The 19,704-nt window shown below is 68.6% G+C and carries 18 protein-coding genes, 1 tRNA gene and 1 pseudogene; 7 read left to right on the forward strand and 13 right to left on the reverse strand.

The window, feature by feature from the left end:
- Positions 1-16: 16 nt before the first annotated feature.
- The 7 genes from G6N14_RS16125 to G6N14_RS16155 all read right to left on the reverse strand — a co-directional run bounded on the left by G6N14_RS16125 (position 17) and on the right by G6N14_RS16155 (position 6,103).
- Positions 17-649, reverse strand: coding sequence for a sensor domain-containing protein (locus G6N14_RS16125; RefSeq protein WP_109559688.1), 633 nt, complete (start codon positions 647-649; stop codon positions 17-19).
- 22 nt (positions 650-671) lie between these two features.
- On the reverse strand, positions 672-2,120 hold the full coding sequence (locus G6N14_RS16130) for a catalase (protein ID WP_085134114.1): 1,449 nt from the start codon (positions 2,118-2,120) through the stop codon (positions 672-674).
- 121 nt (positions 2,121-2,241) lie between these two features.
- Complete coding sequence (locus tag G6N14_RS16135; protein WP_109559669.1) at positions 2,242-2,619, reverse strand: hypothetical protein; 378 nt, start codon at positions 2,617-2,619, stop codon at positions 2,242-2,244.
- A gap of 83 nt (positions 2,620-2,702) precedes the next feature.
- Positions 2,703-3,029, reverse strand: a complete 327-nt coding sequence (locus G6N14_RS16140; RefSeq protein ID WP_085134116.1) for a hypothetical protein — start codon at positions 3,027-3,029, stop codon at positions 2,703-2,705.
- A 64-nt stretch (positions 3,030-3,093) separates the two neighbouring features.
- Positions 3,094-4,074 carry a selenide, water dikinase SelD gene (gene selD / locus G6N14_RS16145; RefSeq protein WP_085134117.1) on the reverse strand — a complete coding sequence of 327 codons (981 nt, stop codon included), beginning with the start codon at positions 4,072-4,074 and terminating at the stop codon, positions 3,094-3,096.
- Complete coding sequence (locus G6N14_RS16150; protein ID WP_407663173.1) at positions 4,071-5,189, reverse strand: PDR/VanB family oxidoreductase; 1,119 nt, start codon at positions 5,187-5,189, stop codon at positions 4,071-4,073. The genes selD and G6N14_RS16150 overlap by 4 nt, the downstream gene beginning before the upstream one ends.
- Before the next feature lie 17 nt (positions 5,190-5,206).
- Entirely contained in the window at positions 5,207-6,103 is an 897-nt protein-coding gene (locus tag G6N14_RS16155; protein ID WP_085134204.1) for a metal-dependent hydrolase, read from the reverse strand.
- A 119-nt stretch (positions 6,104-6,222) separates the two neighbouring features.
- On the opposite strand from G6N14_RS16155, the gene G6N14_RS16160 reads away from it, so the two are divergent.
- From G6N14_RS16160 to selB, 3 genes are all read left to right on the forward strand, one after another.
- Positions 6,223-6,317: transfer RNA gene (locus tag G6N14_RS16160), tRNA-Sec, on the forward strand.
- A 21-nt stretch (positions 6,318-6,338) separates the two neighbouring features.
- The gene (selA, locus tag G6N14_RS16165; RefSeq protein WP_085134118.1) at positions 6,339-7,646 is read left to right on the forward strand and encodes an L-seryl-tRNA(Sec) selenium transferase; all 1,308 of its coding nucleotides are present in this window, start codon (positions 6,339-6,341) and stop codon (positions 7,644-7,646) included.
- Between the two features lie 2 nt (positions 7,647-7,648).
- On the forward strand, positions 7,649-9,445 hold the full coding sequence (gene selB / locus G6N14_RS16170) for a selenocysteine-specific translation elongation factor (protein WP_085134119.1): 1,797 nt from the start codon (positions 7,649-7,651) through the stop codon (positions 9,443-9,445).
- Positions 9,446-9,456: 11 nt separating this feature from the next.
- Here the strand turns inward: selB and G6N14_RS16175 are convergent, their stop codons facing one another.
- Positions 9,457-9,963: a hypothetical protein gene (locus tag G6N14_RS16175; protein ID WP_133054890.1), complete on the reverse strand. Its 507-nt coding sequence runs from the start codon at positions 9,961-9,963 to the stop codon at positions 9,457-9,459.
- A gap of 134 nt (positions 9,964-10,097) precedes the next feature.
- On the reverse strand, positions 10,098-10,673 hold the full coding sequence (locus G6N14_RS16180; protein WP_046318043.1) for a VOC family protein: 576 nt from the start codon (positions 10,671-10,673) through the stop codon (positions 10,098-10,100).
- 86 nt (positions 10,674-10,759) lie between these two features.
- Here G6N14_RS16180 and G6N14_RS16185 point away from each other — a divergent pair, with 86 nt between their 5' ends.
- From G6N14_RS16185 to G6N14_RS16195, 3 genes are read left to right on the forward strand one after another with little or no spacing between them, the layout of a single operon-like run.
- The gene (locus G6N14_RS16185; RefSeq protein WP_085134121.1) at positions 10,760-11,401 is read left to right on the forward strand and encodes a TetR/AcrR family transcriptional regulator; all 642 of its coding nucleotides are present in this window, start codon (positions 10,760-10,762) and stop codon (positions 11,399-11,401) included.
- A gap of 40 nt (positions 11,402-11,441) precedes the next feature.
- Positions 11,442-12,392 (forward strand): 2-hydroxyacid dehydrogenase, encoded by a 951-nt coding sequence (locus G6N14_RS16190; protein ID WP_085134205.1) that lies wholly within the window; start codon positions 11,442-11,444, stop codon positions 12,390-12,392.
- Positions 12,393-12,424: 32 nt separating this feature from the next.
- Positions 12,425-14,632, forward strand: coding sequence for an acyl-CoA dehydrogenase family protein (locus G6N14_RS16195; RefSeq protein ID WP_085134122.1), 2,208 nt, complete (start codon positions 12,425-12,427; stop codon positions 14,630-14,632).
- Positions 14,633-14,722: 90 nt separating this feature from the next.
- Here G6N14_RS16195 and G6N14_RS16200 read toward each other — a convergent pair whose 3' ends face one another.
- On the reverse strand, positions 14,723-15,610 hold the full coding sequence (locus G6N14_RS16200; protein ID WP_085134123.1) for a type IV toxin-antitoxin system AbiEi family antitoxin: 888 nt from the start codon (positions 15,608-15,610) through the stop codon (positions 14,723-14,725).
- Between the two features lie 159 nt (positions 15,611-15,769).
- On the reverse strand, positions 15,770-17,440 hold the full coding sequence (gene fadD2 / locus G6N14_RS16205) for a long-chain-fatty-acid--CoA ligase FadD2 (RefSeq protein WP_085134124.1): 1,671 nt from the start codon (positions 17,438-17,440) through the stop codon (positions 15,770-15,772).
- Positions 17,441-17,508: 68 nt separating this feature from the next.
- Between fadD2 and G6N14_RS16210 the strand changes: the two genes are divergently transcribed.
- Positions 17,509-18,747, forward strand: coding sequence for a DNA polymerase domain-containing protein (locus tag G6N14_RS16210; protein ID WP_109559689.1), 1,239 nt, complete (start codon positions 17,509-17,511; stop codon positions 18,745-18,747).
- Here G6N14_RS16210 and G6N14_RS16215 read toward each other — a convergent pair.
- Positions 18,744-19,307 (reverse strand): annotated as a pseudogene (locus tag G6N14_RS16215) (AMP-binding enzyme); the annotation flags it as partial. The gene G6N14_RS16210 and the pseudogene G6N14_RS16215 overlap by 4 nt on opposite strands.
- A complete protein-coding gene (locus G6N14_RS16220; protein WP_165756865.1) occupies positions 19,306-19,668 on the reverse strand; it encodes a nuclear transport factor 2 family protein in 363 nt (120 codons plus the stop codon). The gene G6N14_RS16220 and the pseudogene G6N14_RS16215, both read right to left, overlap by 2 nt.
- Between the last annotated feature and the right edge of the window lie 36 nt (positions 19,669-19,704).

Genomic DNA, 19,704 nt, shown 5'->3' on the forward strand with positions numbered 1-19,704 from the left:
ACACGTTGTCCGGCGTTTACTGACCCAAAGAGTTCTGCATGGCGCCGGCCAGCACATTCACCGCCGGGCCGGCGTTGCCCGACTGGCAGACTTTGGCTTGCAGCAACACATTGGCCCGCAATCGGGTCTGGTTGAAACAGCGCCGGGCGGTGCCGGCCTCCTGCTTGGTCCAGGCCGCGTCGGTTGCGGTGGCCGGTCCGCCGCCGAATGCCCAGACCTGCGTGACTCCACTCGCCAGGTGCATCGCGGTGGTCCGGCCCGAGCAGCCCACGGTTCGGTCCACGACACGGCGGAAGGCGCCGGTGGCCGCCTCGTTGCTGGCGAACACCCCCACCGCCTGCTTGACGAAATGGCCCTGATCGGTGGCCGACGTCTGGGTGACGGCGCTGTTGAAGGACGCCAGGTCAGGATCGTTGAAGACCTCGGGCAGGCCGATGTCAGCCCAGTTGTTGCACGCCGGGTCGTCGACCCAGAACGCCTGGAACGGCTCGCCCGAGACGGCCTCGAACGTCATCGGGGAGCCGACGATGTTGCCCACCGAACCCCGGGGCAGTACCGCATAGGACACCACGCCCGGCTCCGAGGGGCCGGCGCCGGCCACCGGAGCGACCGCCCCGCCGGCGGCAACCAGGCCCAGCACCACCCGCAGGGTTGCGGTGGCCCGCCGGCCGTCAAGCAAGGTTGGCCCGCACCCCGGCCTCGACCGCGCTGCCCAGATCGGGGTCGACGTTGTGCCAGTATTCGAATACCCGCGACAGCACCGGTTCGGTGACACCCGCCGAGACGTGCCCAATGATGTTGGCCGCCAACCGCTTGCGTTCATCGTCGTCGAGGACGTCACGGACCAGGGTGCGCGCCTGGCTGAAATCGTCGTCGTCGGGGCGCAGGGTGTAGGCGGCGCGCACCATATCCCCGTCGGAGTACCACCGGACTTCGGCGGCCCGGGCCGGGTCGGCCTTGGGACCGCCCATCGAGTTCGGCGCGTACACCGGGTCCGTCGCGTTGACGAACCGCATGGCACCGTCTTTGGAATAGCTGTGCACCTCGACTTTCGGTGCGTTGACCGGCAATTGACTGTAGTTCGTCCCGATCCGGGCCCGGTGGGCGTCGGCGTAGGAGAAACCTCGGGCCAGCAGCATCTTGTCCGGGCTCAAGCCGGTTCCGGGAACCGTGTTGTTGGGCTGAAACGCCGCCTGCTCGATCTCGCTGTGATAGTCGGTGACGTTGCGGTCCAGCGTCAGCTTGCCCACATCGATCAGCGGGTAGTCGCCGTGCGGCCAGACCTTGGTGAGATCGAATGGGTTGTAGCGATAGGTCTTCGCCTCCTCAAACGGCATGATCTGCATCTTCAGCGTCCAACTCGGATGCTCGCCGCGCTCGATCGCGTCGTAGAGGTCACGCTGGTGGTAGTCGGCGTCAACGCCGGCCAGCCGGTCGGCCTCGTCCTGCGTAAGACACTCAACGCCCTGATCGCTGATGAAGTGGTATTTCACCCAGAAGATCTCGCCGGCCGCGTTGATCCAGCTGTAGGTATGGCTGGAGTAGCCGTTCATCTGGCGCCAGCTTTTCGGAATCCCGCGATCACCCATCAACCAGGTGACCTGGTGGGCGGATTCGGGTGACAGCGTCCAAAAGTCCCACTGCATGTTGTGGTCGCGCAGATTGTTGGCCGCGCGGCGCTTCTGGGAACGGATGAAGTGCTGGAACTTCAGCGGATCACGCAGGAAAAAGATCGGCGTGTTGTTGCCGACCATGTCGAAGTTGCCCTCCGAGGTGTAGAACTTGGTCGCGAAACCGCGCGGGTCCCGCCAGGTGTCGGGGCTGCCCCGCTCGCCCGCGACGGTGGAGAACCGGGTCAGGGTTTCGGTCCTGGCGCCGGGCGCAAAGACCGCCGCCCTGGTGTAGCGGGTGACGTCCGCGGTGACTTCGAAACGCCCATACGCTCCACCGCCCTTGGCATGCGGCTGCCGTTCCGGGATCCGCTCCCGGTTGAACATCGCCATCTGCTCGATCAGATAGTGGTCTTGCAACAGAATGGGCCCGTCCGGGCCGACGGTCAGCGATTCGTCGTCGCTGGGCGCCGGAATTCCGGCATCGGTGGTGGTGTGGTGCTCGGTCATCTGCTTGTCTCCTCTTGCCGTTCAAGAGCTGTTGACGCAAAGCGTGTGACTAAAACCTGACGAGCGTGCGTTTTTCCTTCTCGGCCGGCCGGCTGCTGGTGCGACGGCACGCCGACGCCGATCAGCGATGCGGCGGGACAGACGGCGGGGGCGGTGGCGGGGGCGGTCCTCCGGGCCCGCCCGGCCCGTTGCCCGGGCCAGCCGGACGGAAGCCGGGCCACGGCGACTCCTCGCCGGGGCCCGCCGGCCCGAAGCCGGGACCCATGGGCGGCCCGTGATGCATCATGCAGGGCCCGTGATGGTGGTGTCGCGGCCCGTACCAGCCGCCACCGCTGAGGTAAGCGCCCGTACCGAAGATGACGGCGGCGATGAAGACGGTTCCGGCGACGATCACCACCCAGGCCGCGATTTGGTAGAGCCGGTTCGGCGCTGCCTGCGGAGGAGGAGGCGGCGCTGCCGGCGCAGGCGGCGGGGGGGCGGAGACTGGCGGCTCGCTCATACCGATCCATCATGCCCCAGAACGACGCCGGCCGCCGCCCTTCGCCGAGGAGGCGGCGGCCGCGCGGTCGGTGCCGGTCGGGCTCAGCGGCCCGGCGTGGGCGCCGTGGTGGTCACCGGCGGTGGCAGTTCCTCAGGGCCCGGCCGATCCGGCCCCCACCACATCGGCCCCGGACGGTGCGGGCCCTTGTGGAGCATCGCGTGCTGGGCATGATGCCCGTGCCCACCGGGACAGTGGTGGCCACGCGGTCCGCCGTGACTGACCCACACGCCGGCGAAAAAGATCGACGACACGATGAAGACAGTCCCGGCGACGATCGCGACCCAGGCGGCAAGCCGGTAGAGCCAGTAGGGCTTGAACTCGGCGGGCGCCGCCGGCGAGGCGGCTGTGTTCTCGGGTACTTCGCTCATGTAGGGCATCTTGCCGGGGCGAACACCAGCCACCGCTAGGTCCTGGCTATGCACCAGCTATGGGCTAGCGCACCTCGATGCCACTGCCGGCCACGGTGTGCCCGATCACCGGATGTCCGGGAAGCTCGCCCACCACCAGCAGGCCTCCGGAGGTCTGGGCGTCGGCCAACAGCAGCAGATCGTCCTCGGTGACCCCGGATCCGGTGCGTACGTGCGGGCGCACCCACTCCAGATTGCGGCGGGTGCCGCCGGACACGAAGCCGGCGTCCAACGCCTCGCGCGCTGCCTCCAGCAGCGGCACCGCGGCACGGTCGATCACCGCGCCGACCCCCGACGCGCGGCACATCTTGTAGAGATGGCCCAGCAGCCCGAAGCCGGTGACATCGGTGGCCGCCCGCACCCCATGGGACACCGCTGCTTCGGCGGCGTCGCGGTTGAGCGCGACCATGGTGGCGATCGCCTCGTCGAAGACCTCGCCGGTGCGTTTGTGCCTGTTGTTGAGCAGGCCCACCCCCAGCGGCTTGGTCAGCGTCAACGACAGTCCGGGCTCGGCCGCGTCGTTGCGCAGCAGCTTCGACGGGTCGGCCACTCCGGTGACGGCCATGCCGTACTTGGGTTCGGGATCGTCGATGGAATGCCCGCCGATCACCGGGCAGCCCGCCTGTTCGGCCACCGCCAGCCCGCCGCGCAGCACTTCGGTCATCAACTCCATCGGCAGCTTCTCCCGCGGCCAGCCGACCAGGTTGATCGCGACCACCGGGCGCCCGCCCATCGCGTAGATGTCCGACAGCGCGTTGGCGGCAGCAATCCGGCCCCAGTCGTACGCATCGTCGACGACGGGAGTGAAGAAGTCCGCGGTGGACAGCACGGCAAGGTCGTCGCGCACCAGCACCGCCGCGGCGTCGTCGCCGTCGTCGAGGCCCACCAAGACACCCTTGCCGGACTGCCCGGTCAGGCCGCGCACCGCGTCTTCCAGTTCGCCAGGGGGGATTTTGCACGCGCAGCCGCCGCCGTGGGCGAAGCCGGTCAGTCGCAGTTCGGTCATACGTCAATCATGAGGTGGTCGCCGGCCGCCCGGGACACGCAGACCAGCATGTCGCCGCGGGAACGTTCGGTATCGGTCAGGGTCTGATCCCGGTGGTCGACCGTCCCGTCGACCACCCGGACGCGGCAGGTGCCGCAGAACCCCTGCTTGCAGGAGTAGGGGGTGGCGGGCTCGACCGCCAGGATGGCGGCCAGCGCGCTCTGGTCTGCGCCGACGGTGACGGTGGTGCCGCTGCGGGCGAGCGTCACCGTGAACGCCTTGCCGTCGAGAACAGGTGGCGCAGAGAAGCGTTCGTAATGCAGCTCCACGTCGGTACGGTCCATCAGGCCTTGCCGGAGGACCTCGAGCATCGCCGGAGGCCCGCAGGCGTACAGCGCTGTGGCACCGGGTACGTCACCGATCAGGTCGGCAGCCCTGGGCAGCCCTTGCGTGTCGTCGGTGCGCACCCTCACCTTGGCGCCGAACTGCTGCACCTCAGCGATGAACGGGATGCTGTCCGCGCTGCGGCCGGTGTAGACCATGGACCAGTCCAGGCCCAGGCGCTCGGCGGCGCGCAGCATCGGCAGGATGGGCGTGATCCCGATGCCGCCGGCGACGAACCGCAGATGCCGCGCCGGCGAACCGAAGCCGGGAACGGCCATGGGCATGCCGTTGCGGGGTCCCTTGACGGTGACCGTGGCGCCGGGCAGCAACGTGTCGTGCACTTCGATCGACCCGCCGCCGCCGTCGGGGATGCGACGCACCGCGATGCGGTAACTGCCGGAATCGGCCGGATCCCCGCACAGCGAGTACTCCCGCATCCGCCCCGAGGGCAACAGCAGGTCCAGGTGCGCACCGGGGGTCCAGCGGGCCAGCGGCTTGTCGTCGACGGCGGCCAGCGTCAGCGCCACCACGTCCTTGTCGTGCGCGACGATCTCGCGTCCTACCACCCGCAGTTGGCGCGTCTGCTCCGGTTCGGCCAGCCTGCGGCGCCGCATCAACACGCTGAACGTGGGGATCGCGACCTTGGCCAGCAGGTCCGACAGCCACAGGAGCGGGTCGTGACGCCATCGGCCGTACAGGTGCGGCGGAACCTCCCCCGGCATTTCGTCCAGCGGCCGGAATCGCGAGCCCACCCCGTCGTGTGCTGCGCTCAACGCCGAGCCCTGCGTGCCGCCGGCGAGGTGGCCAGGTAGGCGACGGCCTGCGCCGTGGAGCCGATCGACGCCGGGTGAAACGACGGCTTGAAGTAGACGGCCGTGTATTTGAGCACCTGCCGCAGCTGGGGCAGGATGTTGCGCCGCGACCCGCGCAGGTACTCACACCAGAGTCCGAAATAGGAGTGGCTGATGCTGGGGTCGGAGCGGCACATGAATCCGATCGCCCGGTGAATCATCAACCCCAGGTAGACCAATGCGGTGACCATGGCTCGGCAGCGGTTGAGGTAGCCGGGGTGAAAGTAGTTCGCCACGTCGTGGGCAACGCAGCGGTGCTCAATCTCCTCGGCGCCGTGCCAGCGGCAGATGTCGGCCATCGTCGGGTCGACGTCGTAGTCGTCCCACGAGCAGTTCAGGACGAAGTCACCCAGAATGGCGGTGTAATGCTCGATCGCCGCGATCAGCCACAACCGTTGCACCATGTCGTTGTATCGGGTGCGGGCAAAGCGCTGACTGCGCGGCGCCAGCAGCCGCCGGAACAGGTACTCGAACTGGCGCAGCGCGGGCCCGGTGTCCACACCCCGCGCTTCCAGGAACTCCGTCACCGCTTTGTCGTGCGCCTCGGCGTGTATCGCCTCCTGGCCGATGAAACCACGCATCGCGCGGGCCAGATCTTCGTCTTTGACGTAGGGCAGTGCCTCGTTGAACACCTTGCAGAACCACCGCTCGCCTTCGGGAAGCAGCACGTGCAGGATGCACACGATGTCGGAGGCCACCGGCTCACCCTTTATCCAGTGCAGCGGGGTCGCCGACCAGTCGAACTCGACGTCGCGGGCGCGGATCTCCACCCCTGCCGGCTCATAGATCTGGCCGCCGAGGGCTTGGCTGGTCATGGTCACGGCCTCCTTCAGGCGTCATGCTACCCACAGCGGTGTGCGCCCGATCCTTCGTCGACCCCTGGTTCTCGGACCGAAACAGGCCGCCGACCACGGCATTGACTAGGTTGATCAACGGAGGCGTCTGAGTCCTGGTGGGCTCCCCGGTCTTCAAAACCGGTGAGGCCGAGTAGCTCGGCCTGGCGGGTTCGATTCCCGTCCGCCTCCGCCAGCTGCACATCCAGGAGGAGCTGTGACCGAAGCCGATCCGCGCCGCGCCATTCCGCGCACCGATGCGCTGCTGATGTTGCCACCGGTTCGAGCGGCCCGCGCACGGCTCGGCGAGCATGTCGTGCGGGGTGTGGTTCGTGACGCACAGGATCAGGCCAGACGCGGCGAGTTGAACCCAGACGAAGTCGAAAAGGCTGTCCTGGAAACCCTTTCACGCTGTCGAGCGACGGCGCTGCGACCGGTGCTCAATGCCACGGGAGTGGTGGTGCACACCAACCTGGGCCGAGCGCCGCTGTCGGCAGCAGCGACCGAGGCGCTGCTGGCAGCCAGCGGCTACGTGGACGTCGAGCTGGATCTGGCCACCGGCGCGCGCTCGGCACGGGGGGTGGCGGCCCGCGCCGCTTTGCTGGCGGCGTGCCCGGCAGCCGAGGACTCCCTGGTGGTCAACAATGGCGCCGCGGCACTGGTGCTGGCCACCACCGCATTGGCCGCCGGCCGTGAGGTGGTCGTCAGCCGGGGTGAGCTCATCGAGATCGGGGCGGGCTTTCGCCTGCCGGACCTGATCGCCTCGACCGGGGCCCGGTTGCGGGAGGTCGGCACGACCAACCGCACCCATCTGCGCGATTATGCCGAGGCGCTCGGCCCGCAGACCGGGTGCATTCTGAAGGTGCACCCCAGCAATTTCGCCGTACACGGTTTCACGGCGGCGGTCGATGTTTCGGCATTACGGGCCTTGGCGACCGAACACGATGTGGCATTGGTGGCCGATCTCGGCAGCGGGCTGCTGGCGCCGGATCCGCTGCTGCCCGGCGAACCGGATGCGGCCACCACACTGAGCGCCGGTGCCGACATCGTGACCGCCAGCGGCGACAAGCTGCTCGGCGGTCCGCAGGCCGGAGTCGTCTTGGGACGTTCCGATGTCGTCGCCCGGTTGGCGCGGCACCCGCTGGCGCGCGCAGTACGCGCCGACAAGCTCACGCTCGCCGCCCTAGAAGCCACCGTGTCCGGCGCCGACGCACCTGTGACCAGGGCTCTGCACGCCGACCCCGCCCGGTTGCGCTCCCGGGCCGCGCAACTGGCCGCCGCGGTGGGTGGCACCGTGGTGGCACACGACGGCCGGGTCGGCGGCGGCGGAGCGCCGGGCGTTCCACTGCCGGGCTGGGCGGTCCGGCTGCCCGAGGCGGCGGCCGGTCCGCTGCGCGGCGGCGATCCCGCGGTGCTGCCCCGCGTGCATGACGGCGCCTGCCTGGTGGACCTGCGCTGCGTGCCGGAAACCGACGACCCTGCACTGCTGGATGCGGTGCGGACCGCACTCGCCCGGATCTCCTGAGCATGTTCGTCGTCGCCACCGCCGGCCACGTCGACCACGGGAAGTCGACCCTGGTGCGCGCGCTCACCGGGATGGAACCCGACCGGTGGGCCGAGGAACGTCGGCGCGGACTCACCATCGATCTGGGTTTCGCCTGGACCGCGCTGCCGTCGGGCCGGCGGGTGGCCTTCGTCGACGTCCCGGGCCACGAACGTTTCTTCCCCAATACGCTGGCCGGTCTGGGTCCCGCGACAGTGGTCTGTTTCGTGGTCGCGGCCGACGAGGGCTGGTGTGCGCAGTCGTCCGATCATCGCGACGCCATTGCCGCCCTGGGCATATCACATGCGGTGGTGGCGCTCACCCGCGCGGACCGGGCCACCTCTGAGCGCGTCGCCGAGGTGTCGGCGCAGGTCCGAGCCAAGCTGGCGCACACCGGTATCCACAATGCCCCGATCGTCGCGGTGTCTGCTGCCCAAGGGTCCGGTCTCGACACCCTGCGGGCGGTTTTGGACAAGCTGCTGGCCGGTATCCCCGCGCCGTCAGAAGACGAGCGGGTTCGGCTCTGGGTCGACCGGTCGTTCAGCATCACCGGGGCCGGAACGGTGGTGACCGGCACTTTGACCGCGGGGACCCTGGCCGTCGGCGAGCACCTGCTGCTGCTGTGTCGCGGCCAGCCTCGCCCGGTGGCCATCCGGGGATTGCAGAGCTGCGGCGAGCCGCATCCGGCCCTGGGGCCGACCGCGCGGGTGGCCGTCAATCTGCGCGGCGTGGCTTCCGGTGAGGTACGCCGCGGAGACGTCCTGGTGCGGCCCGACGAGTGGCTGACCACCGCGGTGGCCGACGTTCGCCACGCCGCCGGCCGCCCGCTGGCCGAGGCACCCGAGCAACTGGTGGTGCATGTGGGCACTGCGGCGACCCCGGCCCGACTGCGGCGCCTTGATGCCGGTCACGCCCGCCTCAGCTTGGCCTGTGCCCTGCCGCTGACGTTTTCGGATCGGCTCTTGGTACGCGACCCGGGAGCCGGCCGGGTGCTGGGCGGGGTGTGGGTGCTCGACCCAGATCCTCCTGCGCTGCGGCGGCGCGGTGCCGCGGCCCGCCGCGCCGAAGAGCTGGCCGGTGCCGATCCCACCGACCGCAGCCGATGGGTGCTCGCCGAGGTGGCGCGGCGGGGCGCGGTGTCAGAGCGGCGGCTGCGGTTGCTGGGTTACCAGCTCACCTCCCCGCCCCCGCAGGTGACGGTGATCCGCGGCTGGTGGGTCCACGCCCCGACGTATCGATCGTGGCGGGACCGGCTGCGGTGCGCGGTGCGCGAGCTGCGGGAGCGTGATCCGTTGTCTGCCGGGCTCTCCCGGGGCGCGGCCGTGGATCTGCTCGCGCTACCGGGACCGGAACTGCTCGACGAGCTGGTGGGCCATGCGGGGCTGATCCAGCGCGACGGACTGATCGGACTGCCGGACGACCCCGGCGACCTCGGCCCAGCCGAAGCGGCGATTGCCGACCTGGAATCCCGGCTGGCCGCGTCTCCGTTTCATGCCCCGGAGGCCGACGATCTGGCCGCCCTGGGACTGGGGGTGCGCGAGCTGGCGGCAGCCGCACGACTCGGGCGACTGTTGCGCCTCAACGACAATCTGGTGCTGCTGCCGAGTGCACCCGCCTTGGCTATGCGCGAATTGGCTCGGCTGCGGCAGCCTTTCACCGCGACGCAAGCCAAACAGGCGCTGAACACCACACGGCGGGTAGTGATCCCGCTGCTGGAATACCTCGACTCCCGGGGCTGGACCCGTCGGCTCGACGCCGTCCACCGGGAAGTGGTGCGCTGAACCTCGCGCGCTCAGACGTTGTCGCTGAACTCCGCAGCGGAGTCCAACCGCGCAATTGCCGTGCGGACACCGGCGCGTACCGCCCTCGCGGTCTGTACCGCAACGGAATCCATGGCTCCATCCACCGTCTGCCATGCCTCGACGACAAGCGATCCCGAGGTCCCGCCGCCGGACGGGGTGAGCACGACCGTCTGCTCCATGACACATCGCGGCCCGAATTCCGCAGGAGTCCTAAATATCAGCACAAACGCCGCGCTGTCCTCGACAGGCTCGGCGGCTGCCAGGTAGAGCTGTTGGGTACCGGGGTCCTGCCGGTATGGGGTGATATCGGAGATCAGCCGCTCGGCGACCGATTCCAATGCGGCGCAGGTGCGGAAGCTCAGCGGATTGTTGAGCAGCTCCTCGCCCTGTTGTTTGCCCGGCGGCGGGATGATCCGCCCCCGGGCCCTTCGCGGGCGGGTATTTCTGCTGTATAGATAGATCGCAATAGCGCCGCAGCCCAACAAAAGTCCGGCCACGGGCGCGATAACATTCATACCGTCGCACCGTACTAGCGCACCGCACGATGCAGTATCGACCGTTCGGTCGACAACGAGGCCGCCGGCCCGCCGGACTCGCATCCGGCCACCAGCAGCGCGTGGACCCGGGGCGCCTAAGTGCTCGCCGGAACCCGGCGGTCCGCGGCGGTCTTGGGCTTGACGTGCTCGACATCGCCGGTGAACTCTTTTGTCCAGCAGGCGAATTCCAACGTAATACCGTCGGGGTCCTGGAAGTAGAACGATCGGACATACACCCCCGGGTGCACCGTGGGGCTCGCCTGCCACTCGGACTCGTCGTGATTGAGGATCGGGCCGACCCGCACGCCCTTTTCCTTGAGCCGTTGACGGTAGGCGTCGAACTTGTCCGCCGGCACGTGGAATGCCAGGTGGTTGAGCGTGCTGACGGCACTCGTGATCTCGCCGATTCCGGGTATGTGGGCCGGCGCGGAGATGCCGGGCACCCCATCCGGGGCGTCACGGAACCAGAAGAACGCCACGCAGTCGCCGTTACCGGCGTCGAAGAAGAAGTGCTGGCCGATACCTGCGGGCAAGTCCAGCGATTTGACCAGCGGCATGCCCAGGATGTTGCTGTAGAAGTCGACGGTGCGTTCCATGTCGGAGCACACCATCGCCACGTGATTGATCCCGCTGATTTCGAATTCGGTGTTCACACCGTGCGGTTTGATCATTGTGACACTCCTCTGGCGAAGATCAGAAACTGAATCTAACATCAGATTCAGATTTCAGCCAGACCCGAGACAGGAAGTCCGATCCGGTGTCTACCCACCCCGAGCAGCCCGGCCACCGCGGCCCGCTGCCCACCGAGCGGGGCCGACGCACCCAGGCCGCGATCGACTCCGCCGCCCGCGCAGTCATCACCCGGAAGGGGGTTCTGGCCGCCACCATCGCCGACATCGCCGCTGAGGCCGGCCGTTCGGCGGCGTCGTTCTACAACTACTACGAGTCCAAAGAGGCGATGGTCCGGGAGTGGGCGCTGCGGTTCCGCGACGAGGCCAGCCGGCGAGCGGCCACCGTGACCCGGCACGGGCTGACCAATCGGGAACGCATCGAGCAGGCCACCGCCGCGCACTGGTACACCTACCGCAATCGGCTGGCCGAGATGGTCGGCGTGTCTCAGCTCGCGATGGTCAACGACGACTTCGCCCGGTACTGGGCGGAGATCTGCGCGGTGCCCGTCGGCCACATCACCGAAACGGTGAAGCGCGCCCAGGCCGAGGGCTACTGCACCGACGACGACCCCGCCCTGCTCGCGGTGGCGCTCGTCTCGATGCTCAACCAGTTCTGTTACGTCCAACTCGCCACGCCTCGCGACGACGACGGCCCCGACGACGAGGCCTGCATCCGCACCCTGGCCAACGTGATCTACCGGGCCATCTACCCCGAGGAGAGTTCCTGAGCATGTGGTGCCCGCCCGCCCCCGAGGCAAAGCCGTGACCGTGCGCGTGCTGGCCCACTTCATTCCCGGCCCGAAGGTCTCGGCGTTCGTGGCGCCCGAATCCGACTGGCTCGACATCCGGTGGTGCGCCGCCGACGACGACGCCACCTTCTACCGCGAATTGGCCGAGGCGGAGGTGCTCTGGCACGTGCTGCGTCCGCTCTCCGGTGATGACCTGCGACGCGGACCGCGGTTGCGCCTGGTGCACAAGTTCGGCGTGGGAATCAACACCATCGACGTCGATGTCGCCACCCAGCGCGGCATAGCGGTGGCCAATATGCCGGGTGCCAACGCCGCCTCGGTCGCCGAGGGCACCGTGATGCTGATGCTGGCGGTGCTGCGCCGGCTGCTGCCGCTGGACCGAGCGACCCGGGCGATACACGGTTGGCCGACCGATCCCGACCTGGGCGAACACTGCCGGGACATCGGCGGCTGCGTCGTCGGGCTGGTCGGCTTCGGCAGCATCGCCCAACGGGTGGCCGATATCGTGAGTGCCATGGGTGCGCAGGTCATCCACACCAGTACCCGCGACGACGGCACGCCGGGCTGGCGGCCCCTGCCGGAGCTGCTGGCCGCGGCCGACATCGTCTCGCTGCACCTTCCCCTGACCGATGCCACCGAGGGATTGATCGACGAGGCGGCCCTGCAGCAGATGAAGCCCGAGGCGGTGCTGGTCAACACCTCGCGCGGACCGATCGTCGACGAGGCCGCGCTGGCGGCCGCGCTGAGCCGCGGGCGGCTGGCCGGCGCGGGCCTCGACGTGTTCGCCGTCGAGCCGGTGACCGCGGACAATCCCCTGCTCGGTTTGGACAATGTCGTGCTGACGCCGCACGTGAGCTGGTACACCGCGGACACCATGCGGCGCTACCTGGCCGCGGCCGTCGACAACTGCCGCCGGCTGCGTGACGGGCAGCCAATGTCCTACGTAGTCAACCAACCGACTGGTTGTTAGATTCACCTCACGTACAACCGAAAGGCGTATCGATGCCGATAGCGATCACCTCCGAGCACCAGGACCTGGCCGATTCCGTGCGGTCCTTGCTGACCCGCGCTGTGCCCTCCGAGATGCTGCATGGCGCGATGGACAGCCCCATCGAGAACCCGCCCCCGTATTGGCGGGCCGCCGCCGAACAGGGCCTGGCGGGTGTGCACCTGGCCGAGGAGGTCGGCGGCCAGGGCTTCGGAATCCTGGAACTGGCGGTGGTGCTCGCCGAGTTCGGCTACGGCGCAGTGCCGGGGCCGTTCGTCCCGTCCGCAGTTGCCAGCGCCCTGATCGCCGCCCACGATCCGGCCGCCGCCGAGCTGAGCGGACTGGCCAGCGGCGAGGTGATCGCCACGTACAGCGTCAACCCCGGGCTGACCGCCACCGCTTCGGGATCGGGTCTGGTGATCCGCGGCCAGGCCCGCGCCGTGGCCGCCGCCGCCCAGGCGTCGCTGCTGCTACTGCCCGTGGCGACCGACGGCGGAGCGCTGTGGGTGGCGCTGCGCGCCGACCAGCTCGAGATCGAGCCGGTGGCTAGCGTGGACCCGCTGCGCCCCATCGCCCACGTGCGCGCCGACGGCGTCGAAGTCGACGACGCCGCGGTTCTGCGCAACCTCACCGAGGTACGGGCGCGGGCGCTCATCGCCACGCTGCTGTCCGCGGAGGCGATCGGTGTCGCCCGGTGGGCCACCGACACCGCCGCCGAATACGCCAAGATCCGCGAGCAGTTCGGCCGGCCGATCGGTCAATTCCAGGCCATCAAGCACAAGTGTGCGGAGATGATCGCCGACACCGAGCGGGCCACCGCGGCGGTGTGGGACGCCGCCCGGGCCATCGACGAGGCGACCGAGGGCGGGGCGCCCGGTTGGCAAGCCGCGGCGCCGACCGTCGCGTTCGCCACGGCCGTGGCCGCCACCCTGGCCCCCAGCGCCGCCCAGCGCTGCACCCAGGACTGCATCCAGGTGCACGGCGGCATCGGATTCACCTGGGAGCACGACGCCGGGGTGTACTACCGGCGCGCGCTGATCCTCGCCGCCTCCTTCGGCGACCGCTCGGCCTACCCCCAGCAGGTGGTCGACACCGCCACCGCCGGCGGTATCCGCAAGATCGACATCGACTTGGATCCCGACACCGAGAAGCTGCGCGCCGAGATCAGGGCTGAGGTCGCAGCCCTCAAGGCCATGCCGCACGACCAGCGCACGGTCGCCATCGCCGAGGGCGGCTGGGTGCTGCCCTACCTGCCCAAGCCGTGGGGACGCGCCGCCGAGCCGATCGAGCAGATCATCATCGAGCAGGAGTTCACCACCGGCCGGGTGCGTCGCCAGTCGATGGGTATCGCCGCGTGGCTCATCCCATCGATCGTGACGTTCGGCACCGAGGAGCAGAAGCAGCGTTTCCTGCCCCCCACGTTCCGCGGGGAGCAGATCTGGTGCCAGCTGTTCTCCGAGCCCGGTGCGGGTTCCGACCTGGCCAGCCTGACCACGAAGGCGACCAAGGTCGACGGCGGCTGGCGGATCAGCGGCCAGAAGATCTGGACCTCGGCCGCGCAGTTCTCCTCCTGGGGAGCCCTGCTGGCCAGGACTGACCCGAGCGCCCCGAAACACGACGGCATCACGTACTTCCTGCTGGACATGAAGAGCGAAGGCGTGACCGTCAGCCCGCTGCGTGAACTCACCGGCGGGGCGATGTTCAACACCGTGTTCATCGACGACGTGTTCATCCCGGACGAGCTGGTGCTCGGCGAGGTGAACCGCGGCTGGGAGGTCAGCCGTAACACGCTGACGGCCGAGCGGGTTTCCATCGGCGGCTCCGAGATGCCGTTCCTGGCCAGCCTGGACGGCTTCGTGGAGTTCATGCGCGACGGGCAGTTCGACCACGGCGCGCAGCGCCGGGCCGGCCAGCTGATCGCCGAGGGGCACGCCGCCAAGCTGCTCAACCTGCGCTCGACCCTGCTGACCCTGGCGGGCAAGGATCCGATGCCGGCAGCGGCGGTGTCCAAGCTGCTGTCGATGCGCACGGGTCAGGGTTACGCCGAGTTCGCGGTGGGCACGTTCGGCGGGGATGCCGCGATCGGCGACCGCGACCAGCTTCCCGGCAAGTGGGCCGAGTTCCTGTTGATGAGCCGCGCCACCACCATCTACGGCGGCACCTCAGAGGTTCAGCTCAACATCATCGCCGAGCGTCTGCTGGGCCTGCCCCGCGACCCGTAGGCGGTCACCCTTTCCCGCGAGCAGACACAGAATCGCACGCAGGCACGCCTGCGGATGCGATTCTGTGTCTGCTCAGCGGTGGCGCGCACCTCAACTTGCCAGCCGTGAGCGCACCAGCTGGCGTTTGATTCGCGCGGCCGTGCGCGCGGGATGGCGTCGGACGTCTTCGGCAACGATCGGAATCGACGTCCAGCCGACGTCTTGGATACCTGCACTGCGCTTCTTGTCGCGCAACATCGCTGGACCGCCGGCATGCCAGTCGACGCTTTCGTACTCCGCGGCCACCTTCACATCAGGCCACGCGAAGTCGGCACGCCACAACTGGCCGTCGCGGCCGTAGATCGGATATTGAAGCTCAGGCGTCGGGACGCCGTAATCGATCATCACCAGTCGCGCTTCGCTTTCCATCGCCGACTCTGCGCGCCCGTCGACGTAGGGCATCAGTTCACGCACCGCGACGATGCCGCGGCGGCCGCCCTGCTCCAGCACCGCCCGGTCCAACTCTGGTGGAGTGCACCGGCCCGAGTGCACTGCTGCATCAAGCGTTGCGAGCGCGCGGGGGCGTTGCAGCTGTCGCGCGATCTCCACCGCTGTCCACGCCGGCGCGATAGCGAGACGCCCTGCAACCGAACGCAACTGGGCACCAACCCGCTGATGCACCATGAGTCCGAGGGTCGGACGCATCCGCACGCCGGGATCCAGAACGTGTACTGCGGTCGTGTCCTCGGTATCGAAGCCGTAGAGCCGAGCGGCCGTCCCCAGACATGCGATCGCACGCTGCCCCATGAACAGATCGAGCGCCCGCAGCCGGCCCAGCAGATCCGGCTCCCCCACGCCGTAGACGCCGTACCAGATCCGGGACAGCCCTCCGGTGTTCACCTGAACGTCGAGCTGCTGGCGTGTCATGACCGTCAGCAACTGTCGCGTCGTGGCAAACCCGCCGAGTTCGTCAAGGAGCTTCAAGGCACCCGCATGCATGCCCGCAGTCTGCGAAGGCGTGCCGACTGCGGCCAATCACCCCTGGGGATAACCCGCGAGCAGACGCAGAATCGCACTCGCGGGGACTCCCGCGTGCGATTCTGTGTCTGCTCGCGGCGGGAACCGCAGCCTCGATCGCAGCGCGGCGGGAACCGCGATCTACAGGTCGCGCAGCTCGCGCTTGAGGATCTTGCCGGTGGGGTTGCGGGGCAGCTCGTCGAGGAAGATCACCTCACGCGGCACCTTGTAGCGGGCCAGGTGCTCCTTGACGTAGACCTTGATGGTGTCCTCGTCGACGCTGGAGCCTTCCTTTCTCACCACAAAGGCCCGCAGCCGTGCGCCCCATTCCTTGTCATCGACGCCCAGGGCGGTCGCCTCGATCACGTCGGGGTGTCCGCTGATCAGATCCTCGACCTCCGCCGGGAAGACGTTCTCGCCGCCGGAGACGATCATCTCGTCGTCGCGACCGCTGACATAGAGCAGGCCCCGCTCGTCGAAGTAGCCGACATCGCCCGAAGACAGCAGTCCGTCGATGATCTGCTTGCCGCCGCCACCGGTGTAGCCCTGGAACGGGAAGAAGTTGCCGACGAAGATTCGCCCGACCTCACCCTGCGGCACTTCGTTGCCGTTGTCGTCGAGGATCCTGACCTTGACGCCCTTGACCACCGGGCCGACCGTCGCCGGGTTGTGCTGAAGGTCGGCGGGTCCGGCAATGGTGGCGAAGGCGACCTCGGTGGACCCGTACATGTTGTAGATGATCGGTCCGAGGTCCTTCATGGCCCGGCTCGCCAGTTCCCCGCCGAGCTGCGACCCGGAGACGAAGACGATCCGCAGGTGCGACAGATCCGGTTTGGGACTGGTCTTCTCCAGCTCGTCGAGGATCCGGGACAGCATGACCGGCACGACGACCATCGCGGTCACCTTGTGCTTCTCCAGGTCAGCCAACACGGTCGCGGGCTTGAAGCGGCGCCGCAACACCAGGGTAGAGCCGAAGAACATCGCCAGGGTGCCGTGCAGATAGCCCAGGGCGTGGAACATCGGTGACGGTAACGACGTCACTTCCCCGGCCCGGAACGGGACGTGGGACAAAATGCCGCCGATGGGCGCCAGCGTCGGCGGGGTGGCGCGGTTGGCGCCCTTGGGGGTCCCGGTGGTGCCGGACGTCAGGATGATGATCGAGGAGTGCTTGGTGACCTTGGGCGCCGGCGCCTTGCTGCTGCGCGCGATCAGCTGAGCCAACGTCTCGTCGACGCTGCCCGACGGCTCGTCGCTGTCGGGGTTGACCCCCAGTGCGCGCAACTTGCCCAGCTCCGGCGTGGCCTGCGCGACGGCGGCGGTGTACTCGTCGTCGTAGATGATCAGTTTGGCGCCTTCGCGCTCGGAGACGTCCTTGATCTGCGGGCCGGAGAACTCACTGTTCAGCAGGATCAGCCGGGCACCGACCCGGGCGCAGCCGTAGTTGGCGATCAGGAACCAGCGGTGGTTGCGGGCCAAGATCGCCACCCCGTCGCCGCCGCGGACTCCCATCGCGAGCAGGCCGTTGGCCACGGCGTTGACGGCATCGTCGAGTTCCTTGAACGTGATGCTGCCGTCGTCGTCGATGACGGCGATGCCGTTCGGGTTGCGCCGGGCGTTGAGCGCCGGAATCATCCCCAACTCACCCCAGCGCGCTCCGTCGGAGAGTGCGCTGGCGATGACCTTCGGCGATTCCAGCTTCAGCGCCCCGGACTGCAGGATCTTGCGCAGATAATGCAACTCGGCCCCGCCGCGTTCGAGATAGCGACCGAGCTTGGTTACAGCCTGGCTGGGCAGGTCGGTGAGCTTAGCCATGGCACAACCTTATGTGACGCAGATCGCCGTCGGGCGGGGGACGGTGCGCTCTCGTTAATATGGCGCTCATGGCCGGCGGGTTGTCGCTGGACGTGGCGGGACGGCGGGTGGTGGTGACCCACCCGGACAAGACGGTGTTCCCGGGCGGACGAGGCCGGCCGCCGCGGACCAAGCTCGATCTGATCCGCTACTACCTGTCGGTGGCCGACGGTGCGCTGCGCGGCGTGGCCGGGCGGCCGATGATTCTCAAGCGCTTCGTGCAGGGCATCGACGCCGAGGCCATCTTCCAGAAGCGGGCGCCGGCCAACCGGCCGGATTGGGTGTCGGTCGCCGAGTTGCACTATGCGTCGGGCCGTTCTGCGCACGAAGTCGTCGTCGACGACGCGGCCGGGCTGACCTGGGTGATCAACCTGGGCTGTGTGGATCTCAATCCGCACCCGGTGCTCTCCGACGACCTCGACCATCCCGATGAGCTGCGAATCGATCTCGACCCGATGCCCGGAGTCGACTGGGCACAGATCGTCGAGGTGACGCTGCTGGCCCGCGAGGTGCTCACCGAGCACGGATTGACCGCCTGGCCCAAGACCTCGGGTTCGCGCGGTATGCACATCTATGCGCGCATCGCACCCCAGTGGCAGTTCGGCCAGGTGCGGCTGGCCGCACAGGCGGTGGCCCGCGAGATCGAGCGCCGCGCACCGCGGTTGGCCACCAGCCGGTGGTGGAAGGAAGAGCGGCACGGCGTCTTCGTCGACTTCAACCAGAACGCCAAGGACCGGACGGTCGCCTCGGCGTACTCGGTGCGAGCCACCGTCGACGCCCGGGTGTCTACGCCGCTGAATTGGGACGAGGTCGCCTACTGCGACCCGGCGTCGTTCACCATCGACACCGTGCCGGACCGGTTCGCCGCGATCGGTGATCCATGGGCGGGCATGGACGACGCCTTCGGCTCCCTGCAGGAGCTGTTGGCCTTGGCGCAAGCGCAGGGCCCCGCTCCGAAGGCGCCACGCGGCACCCGTAAGAGCGTCGACGGCCGGCGCACCTCGCCGCTGCCGTTGATCGAGATCGCCCGCACCAAGACCCGCGACGAGGCGATGGCCGCCCTCGACGTGTGGCGGGAGCGGCACGCCGCCGCCGCGAACCGGCTGGCGCCGGAAGACGTTCTGCTTGACGGCATGCGCGGTCCGAGTTCGATCTGGTACCGCGTGCGGATCAACCTGCAGCACGTGCCGGATGCGCACCGCCCGCCCCAGGAAGAGCTGATCGCCGACTACAGCCCCTGGCCGAGCCGCGACGACGACCCGGACTAGCCGCCGGTCGGCCGGTGGCCCGGTAGGTGGCTTTGCCGGCCGTAGGAGTCGAATGCGGCGTCCAGCGAACTTTTGTCGTCGGCGCTCATGCGGGTGTATGAGGGCCGACCCCGCCCGGCCCAGCGATATACCGGCTCCTCGGTGTGCCAGGCCTCGGCCTGCAGTTGGCGTTTGAGCACCTTGTTCGAGCCCGTCACCGGCAGGCTGGCCGTGATCCGCAGGAGGCGCGGAAAACCCTTGCTGCCCAGATCGGGCTGATCGGTCAGGTAGCCGGCGAAGGCCTCCACGTCGAAGCGGTCGGGGTCGGCCACCTCGATGGCGCCCATCACCTGATCACCGGAGCGGGGATCGGGCACCGCGTAGACGCCGGCACTGATGACCAGCGGATGCCGGCGCAGCACCTGTTCGATGGTCAGCGCGGAGGTGTTCTCCCCGTCCACGCGTATCCAGTCGCCCCGACGGCCGGCGAAGTACAGGAACCCGGCCTCGTCGCGGTAGCCGAGGTCGCCGGTCCGATACCAGCCGTCGCGTACCTTTTCGGAGTCCGCGGCGTCGTTGCTATTCAGGCGGGTTGAGCACCGTCCACATCCGGATGATGCGTTCGTCCGCTATCTCGGCCACATCGAAGCCGGACGCCACGGTGACCTCGTCGTGGGTGCGGACCTCCCAGGCCAGGAAACCAAGGCCGCGGGTTTGACGAACCGGCCCGGCCTTCACGAAATGCAGACCGCGCAGCTTCTCCTGCAGTTCAGCGGCCTTGGCGTTCAGTTCGTCGTGACCCGTGGCGACGCCCTCGTCGTCTATCCACTGCACCTGCGCCGAATAGGTCGCTGCGATCGCCGCGGCGCGGCGCTGCGGGTCGCGTTCGTTGAACACGTCCAGCAGGTTGGCTTCCATCAGACCGGTGATGGTGTCCGTCATGGTGCTCTCCTAGATGAGGTTGTCTTCTCCACGACA

This window comes from Mycolicibacter hiberniae, assembly GCF_010729485.1.
Lineage (GTDB): Bacteria > Actinomycetota > Actinomycetes > Mycobacteriales > Mycobacteriaceae > Mycobacterium > Mycobacterium hiberniae.